At 53.1% G+C, this 18,384-nt stretch carries 15 protein-coding genes; 7 read left to right on the top strand and 8 right to left on the bottom strand.

Going from position 1 to position 18,384, the window contains the following annotated elements:
* The first annotated feature begins 15 nt into the window (after positions 1 to 15).
* Entirely contained in the window at positions 16 to 1,560 is a 1,545-nt protein-coding gene (locus tag DFK18_RS10675; protein WP_114418248.1) for a diguanylate cyclase, read from the top strand.
* On the opposite strand, the gene DFK18_RS10670 is transcribed toward DFK18_RS10675, so the two are convergent.
* Positions 1,557 to 5,042: an indolepyruvate ferredoxin oxidoreductase family protein gene (locus DFK18_RS10670; RefSeq protein WP_114418247.1), complete on the bottom strand. Its 3,486-nt coding sequence runs from the start codon at positions 5,040 to 5,042 to the stop codon at positions 1,557 to 1,559. The two genes, DFK18_RS10675 and DFK18_RS10670, sit on opposite strands and share 4 nt — an antisense overlap.
* A 182-nt stretch (positions 5,043 to 5,224) precedes the next feature.
* On the opposite strand from DFK18_RS10670, the gene DFK18_RS10665 reads away from it, so the two are divergent.
* A complete protein-coding gene (locus DFK18_RS10665) occupies positions 5,225 to 5,707 on the top strand; it encodes an Lrp/AsnC family transcriptional regulator (protein WP_114418246.1) in 483 nt (160 codons plus the stop codon).
* Between the two features lie 206 nt (positions 5,708 to 5,913).
* The gene (locus DFK18_RS10660; protein WP_114418245.1) at positions 5,914 to 7,221 is read left to right on the top strand and encodes a methyl-accepting chemotaxis protein; all 1,308 of its coding nucleotides are present in this window, start codon (positions 5,914 to 5,916) and stop codon (positions 7,219 to 7,221) included.
* Between the two features lie 4 nt (positions 7,222 to 7,225).
* Here DFK18_RS10660 and DFK18_RS10655 read toward each other — a convergent pair whose 3' ends face one another.
* Positions 7,226 to 7,771 carry a YaeQ family protein gene (locus DFK18_RS10655; protein ID WP_114418244.1) on the bottom strand — a complete coding sequence of 182 codons (546 nt, stop codon included), beginning with the start codon at positions 7,769 to 7,771 and terminating at the stop codon, positions 7,226 to 7,228.
* A 149-nt stretch (positions 7,772 to 7,920) separates the two neighbouring features.
* Between DFK18_RS10655 and DFK18_RS10650 the strand changes: the two genes are divergently transcribed.
* Positions 7,921 to 9,465: a bifunctional GNAT family N-acetyltransferase/carbon-nitrogen hydrolase family protein gene (locus tag DFK18_RS10650; RefSeq protein WP_114418243.1), complete on the top strand. Its 1,545-nt coding sequence runs from the start codon at positions 7,921 to 7,923 to the stop codon at positions 9,463 to 9,465.
* 29 nt (positions 9,466 to 9,494) lie between these two features.
* Positions 9,495 to 9,959 carry a flavodoxin family protein gene (locus DFK18_RS10645; protein ID WP_114418242.1) on the top strand — a complete coding sequence of 155 codons (465 nt, stop codon included), beginning with the start codon at positions 9,495 to 9,497 and terminating at the stop codon, positions 9,957 to 9,959.
* Here the strand turns inward: DFK18_RS10645 and DFK18_RS10640 are convergent.
* The 3 genes from DFK18_RS10640 to DFK18_RS10630 are packed head-to-tail and all read right to left on the bottom strand — an operon-like array spanning position 9,956 to position 12,371.
* Positions 9,956 to 10,279: a hypothetical protein gene (locus tag DFK18_RS10640; RefSeq protein WP_114418241.1), complete on the bottom strand. Its 324-nt coding sequence runs from the start codon at positions 10,277 to 10,279 to the stop codon at positions 9,956 to 9,958. The two genes, DFK18_RS10645 and DFK18_RS10640, sit on opposite strands and share 4 nt — an antisense overlap.
* Entirely contained in the window at positions 10,276 to 10,647 is a 372-nt protein-coding gene (locus tag DFK18_RS10635) for a P-II family nitrogen regulator (RefSeq protein WP_114418240.1), read from the bottom strand. The genes DFK18_RS10640 and DFK18_RS10635 overlap by 4 nt, the downstream gene beginning before the upstream one ends.
* Positions 10,644 to 12,371, bottom strand: coding sequence for a DUF1538 domain-containing protein (locus tag DFK18_RS10630; protein WP_114418239.1), 1,728 nt, complete (start codon positions 12,369 to 12,371; stop codon positions 10,644 to 10,646). Before DFK18_RS10630 ends, DFK18_RS10635 begins: the two co-directional genes overlap by 4 nt.
* Before the next feature lie 389 nt (positions 12,372 to 12,760).
* Here DFK18_RS10630 and DFK18_RS10625 point away from each other — a divergent pair, with 389 nt between their 5' ends.
* Together DFK18_RS10625 and DFK18_RS10620 are read left to right on the top strand one after the other, a co-directional pair.
* On the top strand, positions 12,761 to 15,085 hold the full coding sequence (locus DFK18_RS10625; protein WP_114418238.1) for a diguanylate cyclase: 2,325 nt from the start codon (positions 12,761 to 12,763) through the stop codon (positions 15,083 to 15,085).
* Between the two features lie 105 nt (positions 15,086 to 15,190).
* Positions 15,191 to 15,703, top strand: coding sequence for a DUF2846 domain-containing protein (locus DFK18_RS10620; RefSeq protein WP_114418237.1), 513 nt, complete (start codon positions 15,191 to 15,193; stop codon positions 15,701 to 15,703).
* Positions 15,704 to 15,787: 84 nt separating this feature from the next.
* Here DFK18_RS10620 and DFK18_RS10615 read toward each other — a convergent pair whose 3' ends face one another.
* From DFK18_RS10615 to dbpA, 3 genes are all read right to left on the bottom strand, one after another.
* The gene (locus DFK18_RS10615; RefSeq protein ID WP_114418236.1) at positions 15,788 to 16,210 is read right to left on the bottom strand and encodes an ArsC/Spx/MgsR family protein; all 423 of its coding nucleotides are present in this window, start codon (positions 16,208 to 16,210) and stop codon (positions 15,788 to 15,790) included.
* Between the two features lie 167 nt (positions 16,211 to 16,377).
* Positions 16,378 to 16,869 carry a hypothetical protein gene (locus tag DFK18_RS10610; protein WP_114418235.1) on the bottom strand — a complete coding sequence of 164 codons (492 nt, stop codon included), beginning with the start codon at positions 16,867 to 16,869 and terminating at the stop codon, positions 16,378 to 16,380.
* Positions 16,870 to 16,950: 81 nt separating this feature from the next.
* Entirely contained in the window at positions 16,951 to 18,336 is a 1,386-nt protein-coding gene (gene dbpA / locus DFK18_RS10605) for an ATP-dependent RNA helicase DbpA (protein WP_114418234.1), read from the bottom strand.
* Positions 18,337 to 18,384 lie beyond the last annotated feature (48 nt).

Below are 18,384 nucleotides of genomic sequence, written 5' to 3'. Positions count from 1 at the left end.
GCCACCGAGGCCGATATGCAGACATTTAATTTACACTGGGGCTTTAACAGGAAACTCTTGTTTATTTATTCCTGTATTCTCCTGGCGTGTCTGCTCCTGATCGGCTTAGCGCTTTCCACCCTGCATCAAAATCTTCTCGAAGATCGACGCCACAAGGTACGCCAACTGGTGGAAAGCAGCGTTTCCCTGATCGATCACTACCAACAAAAGACCCAACATGGATTGAGCCTGGAAGAAGCCCAGAGACAGGCGCAGGAAGCCTTGAGAAACCTGCGTTACGGTGATAACGGCTATTTCTGGATCAATGATCTGGATACCCGTATTCTGGTCCACCCCATTCAGCCCCAGCTTGAAGGCAGCCGTCAGGAACATTACCAGGACAGCCTGGGCCAATTCATCTTCCAGGACTTTGTTCGCCTGGCAGAAAAACAACAAGCCGGTTATCTCCACTATTACTGGCCGCGCCCGGGCAGCAGCCAACCCGTGGAAAAGCTTTCCTACATCGAACTCTATGAACCCTGGAACTGGGTTGTGGGCAGTGGCATCTATCTGGATGACATCGATGCCATCTTCTGGCGTGAAGCCAAGAATTATGCCGTGGTTTTAGGGCTTTTGCTGATCGTCATCGGTTTTCTGGCCTGGAGCCTTCTGCACTTTGATACCCGAATTTTCCAAAGCAATCAGTTGATGGCCTCGGTCATGGAGGCCTGTGGTGAAGCCATCATGATTACCGACAACAAGACACGGATTATCTGGGCCAATTCGGCCTTTCAGCGTCTGACTGGCTATAGCCCGGCCGAGGTCAAGGGACAGACGCCCCAGCTGTTACGCTCCGGTAAACAGCAAAAAGAATACTACGAGAAGATGTGGGCCTGCCTGAGCCAGGGAGAGTTCTGGTCGGATGAGCTGATTAACCGGCATAAATCAGGGCGGCTTTATTATGAACAAATGAGCATCACCCCAGTGTATGACCGTAGTGGCCAAATCAGCCACTATGTTGCCATTAAAAAGGACATCTCCCAGCGCAAGAAGGATCAGCTCAAGCTGGAGCAAAGAGCCTCGCTGGACAGCCTGACCGGGCTTCCCAATCGACGCACTTTTCTGGAACGTCTGGAAGGCTTGCTGGAACAGCCCGCTACCCGTGAAGGCGTGGTTATGATGCTGGATCTGGATCATTTCAAAACCATCAATGATAGCTATGGCCATCAGGCGGGTGATCAGGTGCTAATCGAGTTTGCACGGCTAGTGGCCAACCATATCCGCGAAGATGACCTGATTGGACGCCTGGGCGGTGAGGAATTTGCAGTCATGCTTCCCGGCATGAACTTACAGAAGGGCTGGGCACTTGCAGAAGACCTCTGCCAGGCACTGCAGGAACATTGCATTCACTTCAACGATCTTACCCTGGAGGTTACGGTGAGCATCGGCATTACGGCTATCCAGCCAAGGGATCACGAAGTGGTTTCTCTACTCGATCGTGCTGACCGGGGCCTCTACCTGGCCAAGCAGGCGGGGCGCAACCAGGTGGCCAGTCCCGAACCCCGCCCTCAAGAGAGTTAACCGGCCCGGGCCAGGGTCACCGGCTGGCCGGAACGATATTCCTCCAGCAACATCTGACGACGCCTACCCGCCTTCTCCGCAGCCTCTTCACGAACGGGACCGAACCCCCGAATCTCTTCTGGCAAGCGAGCCAGAGCAACTGCTGTAGCCAGTTTCTGTGGCTGCAAATCAGCCAGCAGCTCTTCCAGGAGCTGTTCATATTCAGCCAGCAGCTTACGATCCAGCTTGCGATCACGACTAAACCGAAAAGGGTCCAGCGGTGTATTACGCAAAGAGCGCAGTCGTGCCAGCCACTTCATGGCTGTCAGCATCCAGGGGCCCAGTTCACGTTTTTTAGGACGTCCACTGCGATCCTTGCTTCGGTTCAGCAAGGGAGGAGCCAGATGCAGTTTTAAACGATAGGGGCCGGTGAAGGTGGCTTGAATTTCCTGCATAAAATCAGTTTCTGTGAAAAGGCGAGCCACTTCATACTCATCCTTGTAAGCCATCAGGCGAAAAAGCTGTTCAGCCACTGCCCGGGTCAGGGTCTGACTGCCCGCCTCCACAGCCGCTTCTGCCTGAGCCACCCGCTCCACCCAGTGCCGGTAGCGCTCTGCCCAGGCGCTATTCTGGTAGGCTTCAAGATAACGGGCGTGACGGCCAACAACCGCTTCCAGACTGGCCTCCACTGGCAGGGGCTGCTGATCCAGATGCCGCTGCGTATACTCGGGATCGGCAGCGGCCAAACGCCCCCAGGCAAAGGCTTGTTTATTCTTGTCCAAAGCCACGCCATTGAGTTCCAGGGCACGCATCAGGGCTTGCAGTGACAGAGGCAAGAGGCCCTGCTGCCAGGCAAACCCCAGGAGGATCATATTGGCAAACACACTATCACCCAGGAGCTGTTCAGCCGCCTGACTGGCGTTGAACTGGGCAAAGTTTTCCTCGCCCAGGGTCGTTTTTAACAGCTGCAAACGCTTGTCTGCACTCATATCAGCATCACGATAGAGAACATAATCAGCCGTCGGTAACTGGGCCTGATTAACCACCAGGCGGGTGTGTCCCGGCTGCAACACCTGCAGACCTTTCTCGGAGGTAGCGACCACCAGATCACAGGCCAGTACGGCATCGGCCTGACCGGCTTCGATGCGCACCTGATTCAAACCCTCTGGTTTCGGTGCCAAGCGCACGTAACTGAGGACGCTCCCCCCCTTTTGCGCAAAACCCATAAAGTCGAGCACACTGCTGCCATAGCCCTGCAAATGAGCGGCCATGGTGATCAGCTGACCAATAGTGATGACCCCGGTTCCACCAACCCCGGCGACTAGCAGATCATACCCCTGCCCCAGCACTGGCCGGTGTGGCTCGGGCAGCTGCTCAACCCGAGACCAGAAGGCCTGATCAGCATGAATGCCCTGGGGCTTGCGTACGTCTCCCCCTTCGATGGTGACAAAACTGGGACAAAATCCACTCAGGCAGGAAAAATCCTTGTTACAGGACGACTGGTCAATCTTTCGCTTACGACCCTCCTGGGTATCTCTGGGCACGACCGAAAGGCAGTTGGATTGCACCGAACAGTCACCACAGGCCTCACAGACATGGTGATTGATAAATGCCCGTTTGGCCGGATTCGGATAGGTGCCACGCTTACGTCGACGGCGTTTTTCCGCAGCACAGGTTTGATCGTAAATCATCAGGGTACAGCCGGGAAGCTGGCGTAATTCCCGCTGGATTTCATCCAGCTCATCACGGTGATGAAAGGTCACCCCGGCTGGAAATTCGCGCTCATGACCGTGATATTTTTCCGGTTCATCACTGACCACCACTATTTTCTTGACGCCTTCATCATACGACTGGCGAGCAATCATGGGTACGCTGATCTGGCCGTCCACCGGCTGACCACCGGTCATGGCTACAGCATCATTGAAAAGTACTTTGTAGGTAATATTGACGCCTGCAGCAACAGCCTGGCGAACGGCCATGGAACCCGAATGAAACCAGGTACCTTCGCCCAGGTTTTGAAAGACATGCTGATTACCGATATAGCGGCTTTTACCAATCCAGTTAACGCCTTCACCCCCCATCTGGATCAGGGACTCGGTCTTGCGTCCCATCCAGGAAGCCATGAAATGGCAGCCAATGCCGGATAAGGCCTTGCTGCCCTCGGGAACCTTCGTGGAAGAATTGTGCGGGCAACCGGAGCAAAAATAGGGTAGACGACGAACACCACCCGGGTCCTGGGCAGTAGCCTGCTGTTGCTGAAGAGCTTGCCAGACCGAGGTTAAATCCAGGTCAAAAAAACGCTTGAAACGGGCCACCAGAAAACCGGCCAGCAATTTAGGACTCAGCTCGCCCACATAGGGAATCAGTGGTTGGCCGCTTTCATCCTGCTTGCCGGTTACCAGAACCTCCCCTGGGTGATCAGGTTCGGACATGTATTCCTTGATCTGACTTTCAATAATGCCGCGCTTTTCTTCAATCACCAGGATTTCCTGCTTGCCATGCACAAAATCCAGAATACCCTGGCGATTAAGCGGCCAAACCATCCCCACCTTGTAGATTTCCACGCCCAGATCGACCAAAGCCTCTTCATCCAGCCCCAAAAGGCGCAAGGCTTCCATCAAATCCAGATGCCCCTTGCCGGTAGTGACCAGACCAAATTTTGCCTGGGCATTAGGGTAAAAAAGCCGATCGATGGGATTGGCTCGGGCAAAAGCCTGGACCGCCGCCAGCTTGTGCTCAATGCGGGTTTCCAACTGGGGACCGGGCAAATCCGGCCAGCGATAATGCAGGCCATCCTCGGGGGGAGTGAAATCTTCGGGAAGGACAAAATCCGGCAATGGAGGCACTTCAACCGAAGCAGCGCTTTCCACTGTCTCGGAAATGGCTTTAAACCCCACCCAGCAGCCGGAAAAACGTGACAATGCATAGCCCCAGAGCCCAAAGGTTTCATACTCGGCGAGATTGGCCGGGTTAATCACCGGCATAAACCAGGACATAAAGGCAACATCCGACTGATGGGGCATGGATGAAGACACACAACCATGGTCATCACCGGCGATGACCAGCACTCCACCGTGCGGAGAACTGCCACAGGCATTGGCATGCTTGAAGGCATCACCGGAACGGTCAACACCCGGCCCCTTGCCATACCAGAGACCAAACACGCCTTCCACTTCACGGTCCGGATCGGTTTCCACCTGCTGGCTGCCCATCAGGAGGGTAGCCGCCAGATCTTCGTTAACGGCGGGAATAAAGCTGATTTGGTGACTATCCAACGACTCCTGGGCATCCCAAAGTGCCTGATCCACGCCCCCCAGGGGGGATCCGCGATAACCACTCACCAAACCGGCCGTCTGGTAACCCTGGTGACAATCCAGTTCAGCCTGGCGCAGCAGTATTCGCACGAGTGCCTGGGAACCGGTCACAAATACCCGGCCTTCCTGGCGTGAATAACGATCTTTCAACTGGTAGCTATCCAGTTGTCCGGCAGCCTCAATTGGCATAACAACACCTCATCATTATTATTTTTGTATCAGATGGCTAGTCAGTTTAGTGATAGATGAGATGAAAAGGCTTGCTTTCTCGATACAGAAATACCTGGTTTTTGCAATAATTTTGCATTACAAATAGGATTTCAGAAAATTATTGCGTTCATTGCTTAACAACAACAATCAAGAGGCAAATAATGAACACCGCCCAACTGGATCGCTTTGATCTACGCATTCTGGACGAACTGCAAAAGGATGGTCACCTCAAAAACCAACAGCTGGCCGAACACGTGGGACTGTCGACTACGGCCTGTTGGCGACGTGTAAAAGCCTTGGAAAAAGACGGCATCATCAAAAAATTCACCGCTCTGGTTGATCCCCAGAAAGTTGGGCAACCTCTCTGCGTGCTGGTCATGATCACCCTGCTGCGTCATTCCATCGACAACAGCCAGGAAATCGAGGAAAAAATCCTGCGCTATCCCGAAGTCATGCAATGCTACGCCACCACCGGCCATGCCGATTTCGTGTTAAGAGTCCTGATCGAAGACATGGCCGCCTATGACCGCTTCTTGAATGAGAAAATTTTCACCCTTCAGGGTATTTCCCAGGTCAACTCCAACTTTGCCCTGCGAGAAATCAAAAATGAAACTGCCATTCCCCTGCCCAACTCCAGGAGCTGATCAAGCTTTCCCCGTCTGCACGTGTACCAGCCTGCATAGATAACGGTATAAAAATCCCCAACCCACGCAGTGGACGGCATTGATAGTTTTAAAGTAAAAATAACCAAGAAAAATTCTATTATAATTATTGCATAGGTTTTGTTAAGCTTTAAGCAAGTAGAAAGACTAGAGCAATTGAATAGACGGGCACTTGCCCTGGAGGTCAGATGTTTAATCAACATCTAAAATCAGAAAACCGGCAACTCAAGCAGGATATTCAAGCCCACCAGGCCGTTATGGATGCGATCCAGAGCCATGTTGCCGTGATCGAATTCACCCCTGAAGGCGATATCCTCACGGCCAATACGCTCTTCATGAGACTGATGGGTTATAGCCTGGAACAAATTCAGGGGCAGCATCACCGGCTTTTCTGTCCTCCCGAGGTCGCCGCTTCCGCTGAATACCGGAGCTTCTGGTCACAACTGGCTGCCGGACAGTCCAATCAAGGCACCTTTGCCCGAGTCACCCGCGAAGGCCGGCTCGTCTGGCTGGAAGCTACTTATTTTCCCGTCAAGGATGATCAGGGCCGAGTCGTCAAGGTACTGAAACTGGCTTCTGATGTCACTGCCCAGAAACTTGAGGCTGATCAACAGCAGGCGGTTATGGCGGCCCTTAACCGCTCATTGGCCGTTATCGAGTTCACCCCGGAGGGGCATATTCTTTCAGCCAATCAGAACTTTCTCAATGCCGTGGGTTATCGCCAGGAAGAGATCCTCAACCAGCACCACCGCATCTTTTGCGATGAGCATTTCTATGCTGAGAATCCCGACTTCTGGAAAGAGTTGGCGGCAGGGGCATTTAAATCAGGTCAATTCATGCGAGTGACGGCCACTGGCCAGACTCTCTGGCTGGAAGCCACCTACAACCCCATCATGGATAGCAATGGACAAGTCACCCGAGTGATCAAGTTTGCCAGCGACATCACTAACAAGGTGGAACAGGATCTGGCTGTGCGCGAAGCCGCCGAGGTAGCCAGCAGCACCTCTGAAGAAACCACCCAGATCGCTCGTCAGGGTTTGGAATCTCTGGAAATGGCGGTATCCACCTCCAGCCTGATCAGCGAGCAGATCGAAGAGGCCACCCGCCAAATTGGCCAGTTAAATGATCAATCCGATAGTATTGAGGATATTGTGGCCACGATTCGCGCCATTGCCGAACAGACCAACCTGCTCGCCTTGAATGCGGCCATCGAAGCGGCCCGGGCCGGTGATCAGGGGCGCGGCTTTGCCGTCGTGGCTGATGAGGTACGTCAACTGGCGGCCCGTACCAGCGATTCCACGCGCCAGATTGCCGAAGTGGTGGAAAATAACCACCAACTGACTCAAGAAGTGACCGAGCGAATTCAACATGCCCGCCAGACAGCCCTGGACGGTCAGGATAAAATCACTCAGGTTGCCTCCATCATGCAGGAAATTCATCAGGGTGCGGATAATGTGTCACGCACAGTCGCGGCGCTTCAGGACTCCCGGCATTAGGCTGTCAGGCAAAGTCCTTGAGTAGTTTCGGTTCCAGAGTCACACTGCCCTGATCGCTGGACACCAGTACCTGTCCTTCGCTGATGGTGTAGTTAAGCTGAAGGCTACGCTCCATCAGTCGGGTCTGGGCCTGGGCCTCCTCTTCAGGCACCTCCCAGATCTGGAGTTTGGTGTAGCGCTCTAGCTTGCTGGCCTCCTGCTGCCACCAGATTTGTGTACTGCGCCCTCCATAGGCGTAGACCTTGACCCTTTCGGCCTGCTGACAGGCTTTACGTAGCCATTTCTCATCCGGCTGGCCAAAGACGATCCAGAGACGGATATCACCCTGAAGGGTATATTCAGCTAGCTCGGGCTCTCCCTCATCGCTCAAGTCACGGGCAAAAACCAGTTCTTCCGAGGCATTGAGTGCAAAAGCCAGCAGTCTGATCATCAGCCGCAGATCGGTTTCCGAGGGATGCTGTGCCAGGGTCAGGTTATGATCCTGATAGTAATGCCGTTGCATATCGGCAAGTTGTAACCGGGCTTTGATAACCCGCGCTTTCTGCGCCATGGTAATTAGATCCTTGATAAGAAGGCGCTATTCTAGTCCATTGGCAATAAAACTGCTTGCTTAACCCGAAGCTGGGAACAGCTGCTTTATTTTCAGACAATTAGGTCTTAAGCTTGCAGGAAAGTCGCTTCCCAGACCTAGGACTTATCATGACCCTTGAAGATCCGCATCTGAATCTCCGCAATCTCACCAAAAAAGATTATCCGCAGTTAAAAGTCCTGATGGACAAGGTCTACGATGACATTGGTGGAGCCTGGCCACAGGCAACCATCAACAAGCTGATCCGTGACTTCCCCGATGGTCAGATCGGCATTGTTGATGATGACCGCCTGGTGGGGGTGGCCCTGAGTGTGCTGGTGGACTATGCCACCTTCTCCGATCCGCATAAATACAGCGACCTGACCGATAGCAACGAACTGGTCCGCAACAACCCCAAGGGGGATGCCCTCTACGGACTGGATGTTCTGATCGACCCCACTTACCGGGGCCACCGCCTGGGACGGCGTCTTTATGATGCGCGCAAGGAACTTTGCCGCTCCATGAACCTGCGTGCCATCCTCGCAGGGGGCCGAATCCCCAGCTACCACGAATATGCCCAGGACCTTAAACCCACAGAATTCCTGGAAGAGGTGGCGCGCAAGGAAATCCACGACCCTATTCTATCCTTCCAGTTGGCCAACGACTTTATGGTCAAACGCCTGATGCGCGGCTATCTTCCCGAAGATGAGCGCTCCCACGGCTATGCCACTCTACTGGAATGGAACAATATCCTGTATGAACCGGCTGATCTGATTCTCGACAGCACCACCACCGAGGCCCGCGTCGGTGCCGTTCAGTGGCAGATGCGCGAATTCGATTCCGTGGATTCCGTACTCCAGCAGGTGGAATACTTTGTCGATGCCCTGTCTGATTACGGCAGTGCCTTTGCAGTCTTTCCCGAGCTCTTCAACGCCCCGCTGATGGGCCTGACCGATCAATCGGACACCACTCAGGCCATCCGTTTTCTGGCCACCTTCACCGAGCAGTTCAAAACCGAACTCATGCGTATGGCGGTCAGCTATAACATCAATATCATCGCCGGCTCCCTGGTTGAGGAAGGCGAGGATGAGATGCTGTACAACGTGGCCTATCTCTTCCGCCGTGATGGCACCTACGAGCGCCAGCCCAAGCTGCATATTACTCCCCAGGAAAAACGCGACTGGGTAATTGAAGGCGGCCATGAACTCTCGGTTTTTGAAACCGATGCCGGTCGCATCGGGATGCTGATCTGCTATGACGTGGAATTTCCGGAATTGAGCCGCATCCTGGCTGACCAGGACATGGATATTCTCTTTGTTCCCTTCTGGACGGATACCAAAAACGGCTATCTGCGCGTACGCCACTGTGCCCAGGCCCGTGCCGTGGAAAACGAATGCTATGTGGTGATCTGCGGCAGTGTCGGCAACCTGCCTTCCATCGAAAGCCTGGATATCCAGTATGCCCAGTCGGCGGTCTTTTCACCTTCGGACTTTGCCTTCCCGCATGATGCGGTTCTCAACGAGACCACACCCAACACCGAGATGATTTTCTTCTCTGACCTGGATTTCACTCGCCTGAAACTGGTACGCAATGAAGGCTCGGTCACCAACCTCAAGGATCGACGCCTGGATCTGTTTAACGTCAAATGGAAGAAGAAAAAAGCCAATAAGAGTTAAAACATCCACCCGACCCAAGGGAGTAGATGATGAGCAAACTGCTACTGATCGTCGCTCACGCCCCGTCACCCAACACCCGAAAACTGGTGGAGGCTGCTCTTGAGGGGGCCCGCTCGGATGAAATAGAAGGGGTCAGCTGCCAGTGGCTGCCACCGCTGGAAGCCGGGCCCGAGGAGCTGCTAAAAGCGGATGCCGTTCTTCTGGGCACTACAGAAAACCTGGGTTATATGAGTGGCGCCCTCAAGGATTTTTTTGACCGCAGCTATTATCCGGTTCTGGAAGAAAAACAGGGCCTACCGGTGGCGCTTTATATTCGCGCCGGGCTGGATGGCACGGGTACCAAGCGGGCAGTGGAAAGCATCGTGACCGGCCTGCGCTGGAACTGGGTGCAGGAGCCAATAATCTTCAAGGGCCAGTGGCAGGAAGAGTTTGTCGAACAGGCTCGCGAGCTGGGGCAGGCCCTGGCAGCGGGCCTGGAAGCCGGAGTTTTCTAGGCCGGTTTCGGCCCATCTTGGTCAAGATTTGGTAACTGATAGTCACTGGCCTGCATCAAGGCTTCCTGAAATATTATCCCCCCACCGGGATGCCCTACATCCAGATGATCAAACAGCTTGCCGAAGAGCTCATCAGCGCGATCTTCGGGCACCACCAGGGTGAGTATTTCGATACTCTTGAACACCTGGCCGGAATTGACGCTGGCCCCGCGTGCCGGATAACGATTGGCTGTGGTAATGCCCTCCTCCTCCTGCAGCCAGGCAATCGCCTCCAGCGCCCGCTCACCGGTAATTAAACAGGTAATCAGCTTGTGGCTCATGCTTGCTGGTCCTCGATCCTTTGCAGAACCTCACGGGGAATATAGGTACCGGCCTTTTCCAGACGGGTGACATACATAAAGCCCATACCGGGTGTATCCAGCTGTCCGGCCAGATACATGGCATCAAAAATCCGATTGGTCTGTTCGCTGGATACAATGATCTGGATGACCTCCTTTTCGGCCTCCACCGCGACTCCCAGCACCCCGAGTTTTTCCCTGACCCCACTACCCTGGGCATAGTTAACGGTTGCCCCCTGAGCACCGGCTTTGAATGCAGCCTGGACGATTCTGTCTGCATTGCCCTTCTGGACAATACAGGTAATCCGCTCCACATCAGTGAGGATGGTAATCTGGCGTTTTGACTTCATGCCGTCTCCTGTTGGTGTTTGGCCTGCCACTGGGCCCAGAGCCCTGTGGTTAAAACGGCCAGTATCGGGCCGATGGAAGCCATGGAAAGAATGCCAAAGCCCTCCGCTACCTGGACGGCCTCACCGATCCCCAACCCCATGGCCAGTACCAAAGGCACGGTGATGGGACCGGTCGTGACCCCGGCACTATCCCAGGCAATATTGACAAATTCTTCGCTGGAGAAATAGGTTAACAAGAGTGCCAGCAAATAAAAGGGAATCAATAACCAGGCCAGGGGCCAGTCAAAAATAATCTTGAGAACCCCCAGCAGGATACCACTGCCCACCCCCAGGCTAACCGCATAAATCAGAGTTCTCTTTTTGAATACCCCCTGAGTCAGGCGTTCTACAGTCATCCCCAGTGCATTGAGCGCCGGCTCAGCCAGGGTCGCCCCGAAACCCAGTATCCAGGCAAAACAGAGAACAACCAGCAAACCCAACCCGTAAGAATAGATCGCAGGTTGTAGCTGACCACCGGGGGTTTCCAGGGCTGTAAAAGCGGAGGGCAAGAGGCTACCCGCTTGCCCTCCCAAGGCAGCCAGACCATAGGTCAGGCCGATATTGAATAAAATCATCCCGGCAACCGCCAGAAAAATACCATAGGCAAGAATGCCGCCGTTGTTCAGTTTCTCCTTGAGTAAAAAACGGCTAATCAGGAGGAGAAAGAGAACCAAGGGCAGTATGGCTCTCAACCCCAACACCATCTCTTCTCCCGGTGTCTGCTGATACCAGGCTATCGAGGCTTCTAACTGGGTCGTGACACTGGCGGCTTGGATAATGGCTTCGGGTGTCAGTATCCAGGAAACATAGAGTGCCAGGCCCAGCACACAGATCACCGGAAAGAGTGAAGCCAGGGTCACTATTCCAAAGCCCACCAGGGCACTGCTGCCCCGCCCTGAAGCCGAAGCGATGCCTATCCCCAGAGCCAGCACCAGGGGAACAGTAACCGGCCCGGTAGTGACTGCACCGCTATCCCAGGCCAGACCCAACACCGGGGCCAGATTAGGATCCTGCATAAAGTAGAGGGTGAGCAGAAGAGCTGGCGTCAAAGCCAGATATATATAGGGCTTCAGACTCCAGTTATAAACAAATCGCAGGGTTCCCAGCACAGCGGCCAACCCGACACCGACACCCACCAGTAAGACCAGCCAGTCGGCATAGTCAGTCAGGAGTGCATAGAGGTAAGGGGCTTTTTCCACCTTGACCAGGGCTCCTGCTGCCTTGAGCGCACCAATCGCTGGTTCGGCAAAGGTGACGCCAATTCCCAGCAGAAAGGCCACCAAGAGCACTGCGGGCAGTGCCTGTTTCTTGGGCAGGGTATTACCGATAAATTCACCCAGAGGCATCAACCCCTGCTTGATGCCCTCCATGAACAGCATCAATCCGACTATGACCGCCAGCAAACCCAGGCTGATGGCTAGGGTTCCTTCCACCTCCTGACGCAAAATTAGAAGTTGGAAAAAAGCCAGATAGAGAGCCAAGGGTACCAGCGCATACAGCTGTTCCAGAAAGCGCAGGGAAATATAGGGCTGCACCAGACGATAGACATCCAGTGGCCTTAGACTGATCCGTCGTGAAGAAGTAACTGCAGGTGCTGTTAGGTCGTTATAACTGATATGCCGATGATCGACCTGGGTTTCACGAATATATTGTCCATAACGGATACTGCGGGTCTTTTCGACCATCGGATTCTCCTGAACGGGTCGGGTTTGCCCGCTCTTTGCAGGGCACTTAATGTAAAAATGTGCAACGTTTCTTTATTTTTGTTCTATGCTCAAAAAGTATAATTAATCAATTGACGGTCAGAAGGGCTTTGATTAATGTCAATCAATAATCAAGGAGCCTCTGATTAACGTGATGAGCGCAGGTTAGGCAAGGCGAAATTAAACGATAAAGCGGAGTTTACAAGCAGTAAATGAGCATTTTGAGGCTAATTTCAACGTAGCATAAGCAAGCGCAATAGTTAATCCGAGGTTTCTTAAACCTCTACCGCGCCCTCTATTCTGCACGACTCAGGCCATGCTGTACCCGGATTTTTTACCTTGATGGACATGAACAGGCAAGTTGATAGATTTTGAAAAACCGGCTCAGAAAATCAAAACTCTTTCGTAAAACCCTGACCAGTATTTTTCTGGCAGCGCTTTTCTTTACCAGTGTCAGCTATTGGGCTTCTGTACCCTGGCTGAGAGATACTGTGGAAGAGCAGGAAGAGTACAACGGCAGACTGGTACTCAATAGCACCTACCAGCTGGCTGTTAGTGCCCACCAGAATCTTCTCGACTGGGAAAGCTTTGCCCTGCAAACCCGCAAGGAAGAGCTGCACACCCTCTTGAATCTGGCCACAGCGGCCATGAAGCAATTGGATATCAGCATCCAGCATCATGTAAACTCTCCGGCAGTAGGCCAGGCGGAGCTGCTGCAGCAACTGCGCAAGCTGCAATTTGGTAATAACAACTATCTAGTCGTCCTTGATGGCCAGGGCAATATCCTCTCCCACCCCAGCAATCAATTCAATGGCATGAGGCTGACCCAAGCCCAGCAACATCTGCAAGGGCTCGACCTGCAAGCTTTGACCGCCAGCATCAATGAAAATGGGGAGGGTTTCAGTCGTTACCAATGGAAGCCCAGCCCTGAAGAGCCCCCCTCGGAAAAACTGGCCTACTTTCGCTATCTGCCAGAATACGACTGGATACTGGCTGCGACCACCAGTATCCAGGATGTGGAAACCCAAATCGAACAAAGACGTGGAGAACTGATTCAACGCCTGCGCGAGCAGATCCACCAGACGCGCATCAGCCAGACGGGCTATTTATTTGTGTTCGACTCCAACATGGATATGATCATTCACCCCAACCCCAATCTGGAAGGCAAGAATGTCAGTGAACGCATCAACCCCCTGACCAACCGCTCCCTGGCTCACGAACTCATGGCGGTGGCCAATTCTGACAATGAACATCTGGTTTACCAGTGGGACAAGCCTTCAGACCCGGGGCATTACATCTACGAAAAGATCTCCTGGGTTAAGTATTTACCCGAATTTGACTGGTACATGGCCTCTTCAGTGTATATGGATGAGCTGGAAAGAACCGCCAATGCTCTGACTTACCGCCTGCTCATTATTGCTGCCGTGATTCTGGTGATTACTTTCATTGCTGCCTACTTCTTTTTGAATCGACTGATTCACCCCATTACCATCCTGGCCGATCTGGCATCCAAAGTCAGAGATGGCAACTTGAATGTTCGAACCAACATCAAACGCCGGGATGAAATCGGCCTCCTGGCCACCACCTTCAATGCCATGGTCACCCGCCTCAAGGATCAAATGGATCACATGGAAAAACGGGTCGAGGAGCGTACAGCCCGTCTGGCAGAAACCGTTCAGCATCTGGAAACCCGAAACCATGAAAGCAGCGTTTTCACCCGCATGGGCGAACTGCTTCTATCCTGCCACAGTGAAGATGAAGTCTTTACTGTAACCCTCCAGGCTTGTCAGGCTCTCTTTCCCATGGATTCCGGCAGCGCCTATCGGGTAGCTCCTGATAGACATCTGCAACGAATTACTCAGTGGGGCGACGAAGCGACCCCCCAACAACTGACACCCGCAGAAAGCTGCTGGGCCGTGCGCCGTGGCCAGAGTCATACCAGCCTGCCGGAAAACAGGGATAATCTCTGCCCCTACTGTCAGACCCGCGAGCAAAACCTGAACCTCTGTGTTCCCCTCCAGGCTGAAGGCAGTGTAACGGGTATTATCCGCATCCAGTTCCAGGCTACGGACTCTGCCAACCAGGATTCCAGAGAATTAGCACGACGCGAGACTCTACTGACTACAGCGGCTGAACATGCCACCCTGTCACTAATCAATCTGCGACTGCGTGAACGCCTCCATCAGCAATCCATCCGCGACACCCTGACGGGCCTCTATAATCGCCGTCAATTGGAGGCCAGCTTGACCAGCGAACTTTCCCGCGCTCAGCGCCATCAAGAGGAGTTGGGAATTATTATGCTGGATATCGACTACTTCAAGGACTTCAATGACAACCATGGACATGAAGTGGGTGATCAGGTACTAAAACTCGTGGGGCAGCTTCTGCAAAACTGTCTGCGTAAAGAAGACATCGCCTGTCGCTATGGCGGGGAAGAATTCACGCTGATTATTCCGGAAACCCATCAGCAAGGCCTAAGAACCCTGGCAGAGCTTATTCGCGAGAGGGTGGAAAAGCAGATTAATGCTCAACTGGGCCGCCAGGTGACTCAGCCGGTTACCGTCTCTCTGGGACTGGCCCGCTATCCGCAGGATGGCAATGACAAGAACCAACTGCTCAAGGCGGCCGATTCCGCTTTATATCTCGCTAAAAAAAGAGGTCGTAATCAACTGGCTGAGGCTTCAGAAAACAAATAATTTCTAGCAATGGAAAGCAGCTATCACTTTAGATTTAAAACCTTGGTCTTATTTTCACTTTCAATATTTATATTCAGGATAGAAAAACATTGAAAGGAGAATAAAATGACTAGGATCAAATATTTACTTGCCTTGAGTTTTATCGTCGTTCTAATGCTCAGTGCTGGCTGTACCACCACCGTTTATTCCGAATTACCCGGTTCGGAAAACTACGATGAAGCGGTTGAGTTTGAACCCAACCCAGAAGCAGCAACCGTCTATGTATATCGCCTTGGTGGTGACTACTCTTATGTGGCCTATGAACTCAGCGTTGATGGGCAGCCCATTCCGACTCTTGCCTTCAGCTTTGTTTGGTTGGAACTGCCTCCCGGCGAACACCATCTGGAAGCCCCAGCAACCAGTACTTTTGGTTTTACCGGTGAAGTGACAGAAAATTTTGAAGCCGGGGAAGTCTATTATTACGAGATGACATTTAATAGCCGGATTGGCATACCGGATAAAACAGAACTTTTAGAAAGACAGCCACTCACTGCTCAAAACAATATCAAAAACAAACTACGCCTGATTTCCATGGACGATCATAATTTGAATCGGGATGCCACTCCCCAGAGTGAGTAAAAAAACGCTGGATTCTGGTTTTATATCCAGATCCAGCGGTCTTATAGCAGCAGCATTTAGCTAGGAAGACAGAGTCAGACAGACCTAGGCAGGCTTACAGGAAGAAGCCTCATGGCTACGCGGGCAAGTTTGCAAGTCCGGATTACCTTCGGGCTCATCCAAGCCTATCCAGGCCTTCACTTCATCCACTTCAAAGCCCACCTTTCTTTCTCCCTCAGCCAGCATCAGGGGGCGGCGGATCAAGAGCGGCTCCTTCAACATCAAAGCCAGCGCCTGATCTTCTGTCAGTTCTTCCGGTTTGATTTCCCCTTGTTTGATGGCTGGTGCTGCCTTGTTAAACCAGGCGGGCAAAGGCAGGTCTTGGAAAAAGGCTTTTAAGCCCTCGCTTGTCCAGGGTTCCTTAAGCAGATTACAGGCTATGACTTCATGACCGGACGCCGCCAGGAGCTGCTTCTGGCGGGTATTATTTATACATCCGGGCTTTTCATAGAAAATTACTCGGGTCACAAGGCACCTCCTGGCAGACTGAATTCCTTTTAAATCTGCAAAAAGCAGGCCAGTCGCTTAGCGACCCCTCCTTCCCGAAGAGTGTTGATTAACGGCCAGGTTCTTCGCAGCTCTCAAGTAGTAAAGAACCCGTACAAAAGGTTTTTGTTGTTAATGCTGCAACCAAGTCAGAAGTAAAAACGACCACCCAGAGCAGCCTCAATACGCAAATCCGTGGAGGGCAGTAGATCCATGCCGGGCGCTATTTCGATAAAAACATCAAACGGGGATTGGGCAAAGAGGTAGGTCAGGCCTACTGGAAAGCGTACACCGGCAACCCAGTCATCATCCTGATTTTCACGAGGCGCTTCATCATCCAGTTCAAAACGGCCACCTACCCCCCAATAGGGAGCCAAGCGCCCATCCAGCTCACGGGGAAGAGTCACGGAATCCAGCCACTGGTCCTCGTGAAACAGATAGTCGGCGGATAGATAGACCTCCGTATCCCGACCCAGGGACCAGCCCAAACCCGCTGTCAGGGCCCGATCATCATCCAGCCATTTTTTAGCAGTCAGGCCGGTCGGCTCACCAATCACCAGCCCCACGGCATCGATGGGAGCAGCCTGAAGATTCATGCCTGTCACCGTGAGAAGCACACTCACCAGGATTCGCTTCATCATAATCTATCTTCTCCCCAAAAAACTTATTTAAACAATACCTTAGCAGAATCCAGTCCGCCTCACTAAGGCAACAGCTTTGTTTCAGCTTTTTAAAAGCCTGACCCGGAAATTCTTGCCCTTAAGCTTTCCTTGCTGCAGCTGTGACAAGCCCTGGCGTGCCAGGTTTCTGGGTAGAGCCACATAACTCTGTCTGGCCTTGATTTGAATCTTGCCTATCCCCGCTGCTTCCAGCTCAGGATCAGCCGTCAAGGCACCAAGCAGATCCCCAGGCCTGAGTTTCTGTTTTTTCCCGCCATCCACCATCAGGGTCTGCATGGGAGCTGGCTCTGGCCGGGCTTGCATTTTGACAGGAGGCAGGTTTTCCAAGGATAAATCAGCATCCAGATACTCGGCCAGAATTTCGAACCGGAAGGCTTCCTCTTCGGCCACCAGGGTCAAGGCAAGGCCTTTTTCGCCAGCCCGACCCGTGCGACCGACGCGATGCACATGAACCTCAGGGTCCAGGGCCGGGCTATAATTCACCACCAGATCCAGAGCACTCATATCCAGGCCACGAGCGGCCACATCTGTGGCAACCAACAGAGAGGCACTGTGATTGGAAAACTGGATCCAGACCTGATCCCGGTCTTTTTGTTCCAGCTCGCCATGCAGTGCCAGAGCACTGAAACCGGCCGCTCGCAGTCCCTCGGCAAGTGATTGGGTTTCCTTGCGAGTCGTACAGAAGATCATGCAGGAAGCCGGTTGGTAATGGAGTAGCAACTGCTCAAGAGAGGCATATCTCTGGCTAGCATCCCCGATCCGGTAGAAATGCTGCTCAATTTCAGCCACCTGATGACTGCTCTGAACCTTCAATTGACCCGGCTGCTGCAGATATGCCTTGGCCAGGCTGGCTATACCTGGCGGGTAGGTCGCACTAAACAGCAGTGTCTGCCGCTGGCGAGGCAGGGCTTCAAGCAGGGCTTCCAGGGGCTCCTGAAAGCCCATATCCAGCATTCGGTCTGCTTCATCCAGGACCAGCTGTCGAACCTGATCCACTTGCAGATTACCCTTTTGCAGGTGATCCAGAAGACGGCCCGGTGTCGCCACCAGCAAATGGGCACCATGTTTGAGTGATTGCACCTGGGGACCAAAAGGCTGGCCACCACAGAGGGTTAGCACCTTGATATTGGCCAGCTGGCGGGCCAGACGCCGGATCTCCTCGGCCACCTGATCAGCCAGTTCACGGGTTGGGCAAAGCACCAGCCCCTGAAGGCTGAAATCCTTTTCCTCAAGCGATTGCAACAGGCCCAGGGCAAAGGCCGCCGTTTTACCTGAACCGGTTTGCGCCTGCACAACCAGGTCTTCACCGGCCAGCAGTCTTGGCAGGGCCTCTGCCTGCACTTGGGTCATTTGCAGATAACCCAGAGACTCCAGGTTGGTCAGAAGTTCTTTTTTAAGAGGCAGTTGATCAAAAGCTGAAGCAGTCAAGGGCAATTCCGGTCACAGTGAAAAGGGAGGTGAAGTCTAGACGAGTCC

The organism is Marinospirillum perlucidum, assembly GCF_003336805.1.
Taxonomy (GTDB): Bacteria; Pseudomonadota; Gammaproteobacteria; order Pseudomonadales; family Halomonadaceae; genus Marinospirillum; species Marinospirillum perlucidum.
This window is presented reverse-complemented; position numbering and strand designations above follow the sequence as displayed.